Below are 11738 nucleotides of genomic sequence, written 5' to 3'. Positions count from 1 at the left end.
GAGAAAACGTAACCGGCTGATAACCTGGGCAGTCGCTGTGGTGGTATCCGGCGCCCAGGACAACGAAGCAATCGTCGAATCGAAGAAGGAACTCGAGCGTGGCCAACATCAAGTCGCAGCAGAAGCGCAATCGCACCAACGAGCGCGCTCGACTGCGCAACAAGTCGGTGAAGTCTTCGCTTCGCACCGCGGTGCGCGCGTTCCGCGAGGCCGCCCACGCCGGCGATAAGGAAAAGGCCACCGAGTTGCTGGTGTCGACCAACCGCAAGCTTGACAAGGCGGCCAGCAAGGGCGTCATCCACAAGAACCAGGCGGCCAACAAGAAGTCGGCCCTGGCGCGCGCCCTCAACAAGCTCTGAGCGCAGCGGCCCTCTCACCGGCTGCGCTGTTCGGCCAGTTCGGCCACCTGCCTGACCGCTGATTCCAGCGCGTAATCGGCGTCGACGACCGCCCCCTTGACGTTGGCGTTCAGCTCCGCGACCAGCTTCATCGCGATCGCCACAGAGTCGCGCGACCAATATCGGGATTGCTTCTGCGCCTTTTGCACCCGCCATGGCGGCATTCCGAGCTGCGAAGCGAGCCGGTACGGATCACCTGCGAGCGGCCCCACCCGGCCGATCGTGTGGATGGCCTCGGCCAGCGCGTCCGCCAGCACCACCAGCGGCTCACCCCGCATCATCGCCCACCGCAGCGCCTCCGCGGCTCCCTCGACGTCGCCGGCCACCGCCTTATCGGCGATGTCGAAGCCCTTCACGTCGGCCTTGCCGCTGTGATAGCGGCGCACCGCCGCGGCGTCGACGGCCCCGCCGGTGTCGGCCACCAGCTGGCAACAGGCCGACGCCAGCTCCCGCACGTCGGAGCCGATCGCGTCCAGCAAGGCGGTCACCGTCTCCTCGTTGACCTTGACGCGCAGGGCCCGGAACTCCTTGCGGACGAAATCGACGCGTTCGCTGGGTTTGGTGATCCGCGCGCACGGATGCACGACGGCACCCAGCGACTGCAGCTCGGTGGCGAGCGCCTTGGCTCGGCCACCGCCCGAATGCACCACCACCAGCACCGTGCCCGCCGGGATGTCGGCCGCGGCCGAGGAGATCACCGCGACCGCGTCCTTGCCCGCGTCGGCCGCGGCGTCCAGCACCACGATCCGCTCGTCGGCGAACAGCGACGGGCTCAGGAGCTCGGCGAGCTCATATGTACTGACGTCGCCCGCGCGCATTCGGTTGACCGGCACGTCATCGGTGCCGGCCCGCTTCCGCGCTGAGCGCAGCACGTCGGCCACCGCACGTTCGACCAGCAGTTCCTCGTCTCCCAGGACCAGGTGTAACGGCTCAACCTCGCTCACTCCACGATGGTGTCACGACCGACCGACGAGGCCGCTGCGGGATCCAACAGCTGCGACAGTGACCAAGCCACCGAGCAAACGGCCATGATCACCGCGCCCAGTGCGATCACGATGCGAAACCAGCGCCGGCCCCACAGCAGGAGCATCAGCAGCGCGAGGCAGGCGACCAACACCACGCCCGGCACCCCGGCCGGCACGGGCACCGTCGCCACGGGCACGCCGGCCGACCACCGCGACACGTGCAACACCCACCACAGTTCGGGGCCGGTGAATCGGATCAACAGCTGCGCCCCCGCCGGCCAGAGCACGCACAGCATGGCCGCCGCCGTGCCGAGCACAGTGATCGGCGCGATCACCGGCGCCGCCGCGAGGTTCGCCCCCGCCGCCACCAGGCTGACGCGGCCCGAGATACCGGCAACCAGCGGAGCGGTCACCACATGTGCGGCCCACGCGACTGCGATCGCGTCGGCCAGCGGTTTGGGACAGCCCTTCGCCACCAGGCGTCGCGACCAGACCGGTGCGACGACGACCAACGCAGCCGTCGCGATCACGGAGAGCGCAAAGCCCACGTCGACGGCCAGTTGCGGAGCGATGGCGAGCAACACCAGCACAGTGGCGGCGAGTCCCGGAATGGCTTGCCGCCGGCGTGACGACAGCATGCCCGCCAGCGCGATGGCGCCCATCACGGCGGCCCGCAGCACGCTTGCGGTCGGTTGCACGACGATGACGAACGCCACCAGGGTCAGCGCGGCCAGCGCGACGGCCGCCCGAGGGCCGATCAACCGGGCCGAGAACAACACAGCGGCACACACGATCGTCACGTTGGCGCCGGATACCGCCATCAGATGCGTCATGCCCGCCACGCGAAAGTCGCGGCCGGTTTCGGCGGGGACCGCCGAGGTGTCCCCGAGCACCAACGCGGGCAGCATCGCGGCCTGCTCGGTCGGCAACGTGTCCCGCGCGGCGGCGGCGAACCGACTGCGGACGTAGTGCGCCGCCCGCTGTATCGGCGCCGCGGTGCCCGCGATCGGGCGGCCCGATGCGTTGAGAACCGCGACCGTCAGGTCGCGCCGGGTCGGACGGCTCACGCGGGCGTTGAACCGCACCGGCTGCCCCACCATGACACCGCCGGCTTCGGAGCCGAAATCCGTGGCGCGCGCGAAAACCACTACGCGGCCTGACATCTGCGCGTCGCGCAGGCGTTGCAGGGTGGCGCGAAACATCAGCCGGCCGCTTCCCAAGGGCACCGCACTTTCGGTGGGGGTGACCGTCACCGGCGCCACCGTGCCGAACTGTGCGGTGATCGGGTGGCGGCTGACCGCGTCGGCGCGCAGCGCAACCGCGAAGCCAAACCCCGCCCCCACGACGCCGATCGCCAGCAGCCCGGCGCTGACCGCGCGGAGCCGGTCACCGCCGCCGGGCCGGCGCGCCGCGTGCCACGCCAGCGCCCCCGCTGCGGCGGCCATGCCGCCGCAGCACAAGGCCGCTATCCGGCCCACCGGCCACCAGATGCCGGCGGCCGTCACGCACCAGCAGGCCAGCGCGGCCGGCACCAGGCGCACATCAATGTGCCCCGCGGGTGATTCGGTCAACCCGTCATGGCCGTGTCAGACACGGACCAGGGCGCGAAGCTTCTCCAGCCGCGCCGGACCGATCCCGTCGACCTCGGCAAGCTGGTCGACACTGGTGAACTTCCCGTTGGTCTGACGCCACGTCACGATCGCGGCAGCGGTGATCGGTCCGACACCGGGCAGGGCGTCGAGTTCCTGCACGGTCGCAGTGTTGAGGTTGACCGCTCCACCCGCCTTCGGCTTGCCCGATCCCGAACCCGGTGCCGGTGGTTTGGTAGTCGCCGTCGAACCGGCCGCCACCGAGCTGCCCAACGACGTCGGCTGCCCGGCGACGGGGGCGAGTCCGACGACGATCTGCTCGCCGTCGTCGAGCGGGCGGGCCATGTTCAGCCCGATGGTGTCCGCTCCGTTCACCGGCCCGCCGGCGGCCTGCAGCGCGTCAGCGATGCGCGCGCCGGGCGCCAGGGTGACCAGGCCGGGCGTGCGCACTAGACCGACCACGCTGACCACCACCGGTCGGTCCGGACCGGCCGGCTGGCCGCCGGCCGGAGTAGCCGACGACCGGGGACTGGCCGTCGACGCCTTCTCCACCGGCGGCAACTTGGCCGACATCACCGGCGCCGGTCGATCGCGCATCATCGTGAACACCGTGATCAGCACGGCCAGGGCCGCCACGATCGCCAACCCGACCGCACCGGCACGCCCGGGGTCGGCGCGCACCCGGGCCATCCAGCCGCCACGCTCTGACGCGTCGGGAAGCCAGCGCGGCAATAGCGAATTCTGGTCGTCATTGGGCGAGTCTTCTTCTGACTCCGTGCTTTCGGACTCCGGTTCAGCACCGAGCCGTCGATGCAGCCGTTCGGCGGGAAGTTCTGTTCGCATGGGCCGACGGTAGGTCCGGCCACCGCCACAACGGCCCCGCCCAAGGGCGTCGCGCGGGCCGGCTGTGGATTAACCAGAGGCTGTGCACAACGGCCGCGTGCGATGGGCCAATATGGACAGAAGAACGCACATCCACAACCGGACAGCCATCCGAGCCAGGAGGCCGCCATGCAGCTGGCGCTCACAGCGGAAGAAGAAGCATTCCGCGACGAACTTCGCACCCTCTACACCACCAAGATTCCCGAGGAGATACGCGCGCGGATGCGCGAGGGTTCGGCGTCGGTGGTCCGCGACGACATCGTCACCAGCCACAAGATCCTGAATGAGCACGGTCTGGCGGTACCGGGCTGGCCCGTCGAGTGGGGCGGCAAGGACTGGACACCCACCCAGCACCAGATCTGGGCCGACGAGATGCAATTGGCCTCTGTCCCCGAGCCGCTGAACTTCAACACCAAGATGGTCGGCCCGGTGATCGCCGAATTCGGTTCGGAGGAGATCAAGCAACGCTTCCTACCCCCGACGGCCAACCTCGACATCTGGTGGTGTCAGGGCTTCTCCGAGCCCGAGGCCGGCTCCGACCTGGCGTCGCTGCGGACCACGGCGGTCCGCGACGGAGACAGCTACGTCGTCAACGGCCAGAAAACGTGGACGACGCTCGGTCAGTACGCGGATTGGATCTTCTGCCTGGTGCGCACCGACCCGCAGGCACCCAAACGGCAGGCGGGCATCTCGTTTCTGCTCTTCGACATGAACACGCCGGGCATCACGCTGCGGCCGATCAAGACGATCGACGGTGGCCAGGAGATCAACGAGTTGTTCTTCTCCGACGTCCGGGTGCCTGCGAATCAGCTTGTCGGAGAAGAGAACCAGGGCTGGACGTACGCAAAATTCCTGCTCGGCAACGAACGCACCGGCATCGCCGGAGTGGGTCGGACCAAAGTGCGCCTCGCCGAGGTGAAGAAGCACGCCGGCGAAACCGGGGTGCTCGACGACCCGCTGTTCGCCGCACGGCTCGCCGAGGCCGAAAACGAGTTGCTGGCACTCGAACTCACGCAGGCGCGCGTGGTCTCGGACTCCTCGGACGGCAGGCCCAATCCGGCGTCGTCCATCCTCAAGCTGCGCGGCAGCCAATTACAGCAATTGGCAACCGAATTGCTCGTCGAGGTGGCAGGCCCCGACGCGCTGCCCGCCGACGGTGCGGACATCGCCTCACCGGCGTGGGCGCAACACAGCGCACCGCACTATCTCAACTACCGCAAGACGTCGATCTACGGCGGCACCAGCGAAGTGCAGCGCAATATCATCGCGTCCACCATTCTCGGATTGTGAGGCAGACATGGACTTTCAGTTGAGCGACGAACAGGGTCTGCTCCGCGACACCACCCGCGAGCTGCTGGGCCGCACCTATGACCCGGAGACCCGAAACAAGATCATCGCCACCGATCTGGGATGGAGCCGCGACGTCTGGAGTCAGCTGGCCGACACCGGGATCCTCGGCCTGGGCTTCGACCCGGATGAGTCGGGCCAGATCGAGATCACGGTGGTGCTCACCGAGGTTGGGCGTCTGCTGGCACCCGAACCGATCGTGCACGCCGCGCTGGCGCCCGGGTCGTTGATCGCCGCGCACGGCAGCGAAGAGCAGCGCCAACTGCTGGACGAGGTCGCCGGCGGGCAACGGCTCCTGGCGTTCGCCAACCTCGAACCCGGACGCCGCAAGCCGTCGTCCGAGCTGAGTACCAAGGCTGCGCAGCAAGGTGATTCGTGGACCCTGACGGGACAGAAGAACCCCGTGATCGCCGGCGACTGCGCCGACACACTGGTCGTCAGCGCCGCGTTGCCCGACGGCGGTGCCGGACTCTTCCTGGTCGACGGCGGTGCCGTCACCAAGCACCCCTACCGCACTTTCGACGGACAGCGCGGCGCACAAATCGACCTCGACAATGTGGCGGCCGAACCCCTCGGCAACGACGTCCACGACACCGCCCCCGCCATCCGCGATGCTGTAGTCCGCATCAATTCGGCGCTGTGCGCCGAAGCCGTCGGCGCCATGGATGAAGCGCTCCGGCTGACCACCGATTACCTGAAGAGCCGCAAGCAATTCGGTGTCACGCTCAACAAATTCCAGGCGCTCACCCAACGGGCCGCCGACATGTACGTGTCGCTGGAGATGGCCCGCAGCATGAGCCTCTACGCCGCGATGTCGATCGCCGGCGGCAACCCCGACCCGGTGATCGCCTCGCGCGCCAAGCTGCAGATCGGGCGCTCGGGCCGGCACATCGCCCAGGAGGCCGTCCAGTTACACGGCGGCATCGGGGTGACCGCCGAGTATCCGGTCGCCCACTACGCGGCCCGGCTCACCGCCATCGAGCACACGCTGGGCTCCTCGAATGACCACCTGCACAACCTGATCGACCATTTGGGCGACTACGATCTCGCCCGGCTCTAGTGCCGTGGCCGAGCTCTCCGCCAAGGTTGTCGACTTCCTATCGACGGGCACCCGAACAGGCATGCTGGGTTACGTCGCGGCCGACGGCAGACCCTTGGTCGCGCCGGTCTGGTTCATCGTCGAGGACGGCCAACTGGTGTTCAACACCAACCGCGAGACATCGAAAGGCCGTGCCCTGGCGCGTGATCCGCGTGTGGTGATCTGCGTCGACGACCCACACCCGCCCTACTCCTTTGTGCAGGTGCAGGGGCTGGCCGAGGTCACCGACGACCCAGACGAGTTGCTGGACATCGCGACTCGGACGGGCGCGCGCTACATGGGCGCGGAGAAGGCCGAGGAATTCGGCCGCCGCAACGCGGTGCCCGGCGAACTGGTGGTGCGCGTCCGCCCGACGAAGGTCAATGCCGGGTTCGATATCAGCGACTGACGACTCGGACCATCAGCTGGGCTCCCCGGCCGCAACGGGTTCCAAATTCGACTCCGGCGCCGCCACCGACTCCGCCTCCCCGGCAGGCGAATCCGCATCGGGCAGCTGAGCGACCAGGTACTCGGCGAGCCCCCCGATGGTCGGATAGTCGAAGACCGCGGTCGCGTTGATCGTGAACGCGCCGCCGAACTGACTGTGCAGCCGATTGCGCAGTTCGATCGCCATCAGTGAATCCGTGCCCAGATCCAGGAACCGGCTCGTTGCCGCGGGCGGCTGCGCGAGCCGCAGGAAGTTCTGCACCTCACTCTGCAGGAACTCGGTCACGAATTCCGCTCGTGCCGGCACCGGTATCTCCTGCAGCTGCCGAAGCAACTCGCTGTCACCGGTCACCTCACCCAATGCGCTCGGCAACACCAAGTCGAGAATCGGTGGACGCGAACTGCCCAGCACCTTCGCGGCCCGCTGCCAGTTGGCTTTGATGACGGTGGCCTGGCCGGTCCCGTTGGCGACGACCTCGGCGAGAGCGCCGAGGGCAGCCGAGGGTTCCAGCGGAATCAGGCCCTGCGCACTGATATTGGCGCTCGCGGCCTCCGATGAGGCCATGCCGCCCTGCGCCCAGGGTCCGAAGTTGACACCGGTAGCGGGCAGGCCCTGCGCCCTTCGCCGCGCGACCAGGCCGTCGAGCAGCGCGTTGGCGGCCGCGTAGTTGGCCTGACCGGGTGAACCGAACAAACTGGACACGGAGGAGGACACGATGAAGAAGTCCAAGTCGTCGTCCGTCGTCAACCTGTCCAGGTGACAGGCACCGAACGCCTTGGGCGCCAACGTTGTTCGGAACCGCTCCAGGCTCTGTGCGGACAGCAGCGCATCGTCGAGCACGCCGGCCAGATGCGCCACACCCGCGAGCGGCGGTAATTCCGCGTGGATCCGATCCAGCAGCTTCGCGACCTCGGACTCGTCGCCGACATCGGCCGCGAAGACGTGGATGCGGCACTTGTAGCGCTCGGTGATCTCGTCGATCAGCCGTTGTGCGTCCGCGTCGGGTGCGCGCCGGCTGGTCAACACGATGTCACCGGCGCCGAGTTGGGCGAGATAAGACGCGGTGTGCAGACCGATCGCTCCGAGCCCACCGGTGATGAGATAGCTCCGATCGGCCCGCGGCTGCAAGGGGTTCGGCACCTGCAGCACGATCTTTCCGATGTGGCGTGCCTGCTGCATGCGACGGAACGCGGCCCTCGCCTCGGTCAGCGGGTAGATCTCGGCAGGCAGTGGTGTCCACTCGCCTCTGCCAAGTCCCTCCGACACCTCTGTCAGCAAACCCCGAATGCGCTCGGGCTCTTGGAAAGTCACCGTGTCCAGCGCGACGATCTCGTAGGCGATGTCGGGACGGGCCGCCGCCATCTGCTCGGGCGTCCAGATGTCGCGCTTGGCGATCTCGGCGAACCGGCCATTCTGGGCGGTGGCCCGCACGGTCGCCTCGATGAACCCCTCGTTGGTCAGGCTGTTCAGCACCACGTCGACGCCGGCGCCGCCGGTGTCCGCCAGGATCTGATCGGCGAAATCCGTTGTGCGCGAGTCATAGACGTAGTCCACACCCAGCTTGCGCAGCATCGCGCGTTTGTATGTGCTGGCGGTGGCGAAGACCGTGGCACCGCACTGCCGGGCCATCTGGACCGCAGCCAGGCCGACGCCACCGCTGGCGGCGTGGATTAGCACCCGGTCACCGGGCTTGACCTGCGCCCAGTCGAATGCGAGCCGGACCGTCAGTGCCGCAGCGGGAATGGTGGCCGCGGCTACCGCGCCGACTCCATCGGGAATCGGCGCCAGCAGCTGGGCGGGCACGTTGAACCGGCTGGCGAACGCGCCCTGCATGAAGCCGTAGACCCGTTGGCCGACCTCGAGCCCGGTGACGCCGTCGCCCAATTGCGTGACGGTGCCGGCAAAGTCTCCGCCGATCGGGCCCGGATCGCCCGGGTAGAGGCCGAGGACGTTGAGCACATCCCGGAAGTTGAGACCGGCGGCCTCGACCTGGACCTGCACGTAGCCCACGTCCGGCGGCGGCACATCCGCCTCCGTCAGCCGCAGGTTGTCGATCGCTCCACGTTCGGTGGGCGCCAGGACGTAGTCGCTCCCGCGCGGCACCGTGAGATGGCCGCTGCGCGCCCACGGCAACAACCGGGATGCCAGCAGCTTTCCTTGCCGCAGAGCAAGTTCCGGCTCGTCGACCGGTGTGGCCAACAACTTGGCGATCGCCTGCGCGGCCTCCGGTGATCCGTCGGAATCGACCAGTTTGCAGCGCAGCGCCGGTTCCTCGTTGATCGTCGTGCGCCCGAAGCCCCACAGTGCCGCCTGCACGTGGTCGACCGGCTCGCCGGATTCGCTGGCGACGGCCCGCTCGGTGACAATCCACAGTCCGCCGGGCAGCTTCACCTGCCCGCCCTGCACGATGTGCACGGCACCGAGGAGATTGTCGATCTCGGTCTCGAGCCGCGCAGCGACGTCCGCGCTCGATTCGTCCGCGCCGGGTCCTGCGCTGCGCCAGACGACACCCGAGAACGGCAGACCGCGCTCGGCGGCCTTCGCCAGCACCTCTCCCAGGGACTCGTCGTCGCCTGCCCGGCCGAACGAGATGCAGCCCGGGACGTTGGCGGCCAGCTCGTCGAACCCGGCAATCAGCCAGGTGCCGTTCGTGATTGCCTCGTCATCGCCGGATGCCGGTTGCGGCACCTCGTGCCAGCCGACGGTGTACAGCTGCCGGGTGGCGTCGCCGCCGAGGCCCCGCAACAACGCCTCGCGGGGCGCGCGCTTGACCGTGAACTCGCGAATCCCGCCCAGCAGTCGGCCGTCCCGATCGACGAAGTCGAGGTCGAAGACCTGGGTCTCGCTGTCCAGGGCGTTGGTGTGCCACCTGGCGCGGCAATAGAACCGCCGCGGCATCTTCTCGCGCAACATCACTTGTCCGTACCGCAGCGGCAAGTAGAGATCGTTGACTCCCTGTTCGGCCGCCAGCAGCGCCGGGAACGCAGGGAAGGCGACGCCGGTGCACAAGTCCATCAGGACCGGATGCATCGGCTCGGCTCCAAGGTGTTCGGCCAGTTCTTCGCCCACCGTGATATCGCCGATCGCCTCACCCTCGCTGAGCCACAACGACTTCAGCGAACCGGACCAGTTCGGCCCCCACGCGAGCTCCATGTCAGCGAAGGTCTCGAAAAGGTCCTGCGGACGCATGCGCTCCATCCGCTCGATCGCCTCATCGACCGGACCCCGGTGCTCGGGTGCCGGTTCGTCGGTGATGTCCGAAGCGCCGGTTACAACGGTGCCTTCGGCGTTCAGCGACCATTCGGCGTCGCGATCGCCGAAGGGGCGGCTGTGCACCTTAAATCGCCGGTTACCGCCGTCCTCGACCGGATTCAGCGTCAGCTGCACCTCGCGAGAACTCTTCTCGGGCAAGATGATCGGCTCATAGAAGAAGACGTCTTGCACCCGCGCGGGGGCGCCGATCGCGGCCAGCGCCATCGCCGCATATGTCGCCCCGGGGACGACGACGGTGCCATAGATGACATGGTCGGACAGCCACGGCTGCGATTTGACCGACAGCCTGCTGGTGTAGACGGAGTCGCCGGAGGCGAGGTCCTTGACACTGCCCAGAATGCCGGACACCGCAGGACCGTCGACGGCGATGCCGGACGTCTTGGGCCAGAAGCGGCGGCGCTGGAACGGGTAGGTGGGCAGTTCGAGTCGGCGACGCGGCTGACGATGCAGCGCAGCGAAATCGGGCCGGTGGCCGCTGACGTAGGCGGCGGCCAGCGCGTCGGCGATCTGGCGACGGTCGCCGACGCCCTTGCGCAGCGAGACGATCGCCCGCGGCGCGGCCAGGTGCTCCGGCCAGACCTGCACCGCGGCTCCGGTCAGCACCGGTTGCGGACCGATCTCCATCACCACCGAGCAGCCCAGCGCCGCGACGGTGCGCACACTCTCGGCGAACTGCACCGGCTGGCGGGAATGCCGCCGCCAGTACGCGGCGTCGAGCGGCGTCTGATTGGTGAGCACGGCGCCGGTGCGGTTGCAGACCAGCGGCAAGGTCGGGGCGGCGAACTCCAACTGCGCTGCGTACGACTCGAATTCATCGAGCACCGGATCCAGCAGTTCCGAGTGGAAGGCGTGGCTGGTCTGCAGCCACGTGCAGCGGATCCCCTCCTCTTCGAACCTGCCGACTATCTGCTCCAGCTCCTCGGCCGGCCCCGAGAGCACGGTGTTGGGTCCGTTGTAGGCGCCGACCGACACTCGCGGGAATTCTCCGGCGATCTCCTCGACGTGCTTGGCGTCGGTGAACACCGCCACCATTCGCCCACCCGCGGGCAGGCTGCCGAACATCCGGCCGCGCTCGGCCATCAGTCGTGCGCCGTCTTCGAGGCTGAAGACTCCGGCCACACAGGCCGCCGCGTACTGGCCCACGCTGTGTCCCAGCACCACGTCGGGCTCGATACCCCACGACTGCCACAGCCGGGCCAGGCCCATCTCGATGGCGAACAGCGCTGGTTGGGCGAATGACGTGTGCCGCAATGCTTCTCCGGCATCGCCGCCGGTGGCGAACAACACCTCCAGCAACGGACGCGGCAGCATGTCTTCGACGGCGTCCGCGCAACGAGTCACGGTTTCAGCGAAAACCGGCTCGGTGTCGAACAATTCACGCGCCATCCCCGGATGCTGGCTGCCCTGTCCGGTGAACAGCCAGGCCGTCGTCGGGTGCTCGCTGTGCTCACCACGAACGACGCCGGGTCGCAGGCGGTTTTCGGCCAAATCGGCCAGGCCCATGCGCGCGCCCTCGATCGAATCCACCACCAGCGCCGCGCGATGTTCGAAATGCGAACGCCCCGTCCCGGCGGTGCGGCATACGTCGGCAAGGGCGGCATCCGGGTGGGCGCTCAACCACTTCTCATAACGCTGCGCCAGTTCCACCAGCGCTTCCGGTGACCGCGCGGAAAGCGGTAGCACGCTTACCTGTTCGGCCGCGACGTCGAAGGCGAGGCCGTCGTCGGCACGCGCCGGCGCCTCCTGAATCAGCACGTG

Annotated in this window: 8 protein-coding genes; 4 read left to right on the top strand and 4 right to left on the bottom strand. The window is 68.2% G+C overall.

Annotated elements, in window-relative coordinates:
- Positions 1-98: 98 nt before the first annotated feature.
- Positions 99-359, top strand: a complete 261-nt coding sequence (rpsT, locus tag JOZ00_RS04555) for a 30S ribosomal protein S20 (protein ID WP_293340247.1) — start codon at positions 99-101, stop codon at positions 357-359.
- 14 nt (positions 360-373) lie between these two features.
- Here the strand turns inward: rpsT and holA are convergent, their stop codons facing one another.
- The 3 genes from holA to JOZ00_RS04540 are packed head-to-tail and all read right to left on the bottom strand — an operon-like array spanning position 374 to position 3795.
- Positions 374-1342 carry a DNA polymerase III subunit delta gene (holA, locus tag JOZ00_RS04550; protein ID WP_293340244.1) on the bottom strand — a complete coding sequence of 323 codons (969 nt, stop codon included), beginning with the start codon at positions 1340-1342 and terminating at the stop codon, positions 374-376.
- A complete protein-coding gene (locus tag JOZ00_RS04545) occupies positions 1339-2904 on the bottom strand; it encodes a ComEC/Rec2 family competence protein (protein ID WP_293340250.1) in 1566 nt (521 codons plus the stop codon). The genes holA and JOZ00_RS04545 overlap by 4 nt, the downstream gene beginning before the upstream one ends.
- Positions 2905-2949: 45 nt before the next feature.
- Positions 2950-3795, bottom strand: coding sequence for a ComEA family DNA-binding protein (locus JOZ00_RS04540; protein ID WP_293340242.1), 846 nt, complete (start codon positions 3793-3795; stop codon positions 2950-2952).
- A 168-nt stretch (positions 3796-3963) separates the two neighbouring features.
- Between JOZ00_RS04540 and JOZ00_RS04535 the strand changes: the two genes are divergently transcribed.
- The 3 genes from JOZ00_RS04535 to JOZ00_RS04525 are packed head-to-tail and all read left to right on the top strand — an operon-like array spanning position 3964 to position 6668.
- Positions 3964-5124, top strand: a complete 1161-nt coding sequence (locus JOZ00_RS04535; protein WP_293340239.1) for an acyl-CoA dehydrogenase family protein — start codon at positions 3964-3966, stop codon at positions 5122-5124.
- Between the two features lie 7 nt (positions 5125-5131).
- Complete coding sequence (locus JOZ00_RS04530; protein WP_293340237.1) at positions 5132-6241, top strand: acyl-CoA dehydrogenase family protein; 1110 nt, start codon at positions 5132-5134, stop codon at positions 6239-6241.
- A gap of 4 nt (positions 6242-6245) precedes the next feature.
- The gene (locus tag JOZ00_RS04525) at positions 6246-6668 is read left to right on the top strand and encodes a PPOX class F420-dependent oxidoreductase (RefSeq protein WP_293340234.1); all 423 of its coding nucleotides are present in this window, start codon (positions 6246-6248) and stop codon (positions 6666-6668) included.
- A 12-nt stretch (positions 6669-6680) separates the two neighbouring features.
- Here the strand turns inward: JOZ00_RS04525 and JOZ00_RS04520 are convergent.
- On the bottom strand, positions 6681-11738 hold a 5058-nt coding region (locus JOZ00_RS04520; protein ID WP_293340231.1), incomplete at its 5' end, for an SDR family NAD(P)-dependent oxidoreductase.

It is taken from the genome of Mycobacterium sp., from assembly GCF_019243155.1.
Classification (GTDB): domain Bacteria; phylum Actinomycetota; class Actinomycetes; order Mycobacteriales; family Mycobacteriaceae; genus Mycobacterium.
The sequence above is the reverse complement of the archived record's forward strand: the minus strand, read 5'-3'. Positions and strand labels throughout refer to the sequence as shown.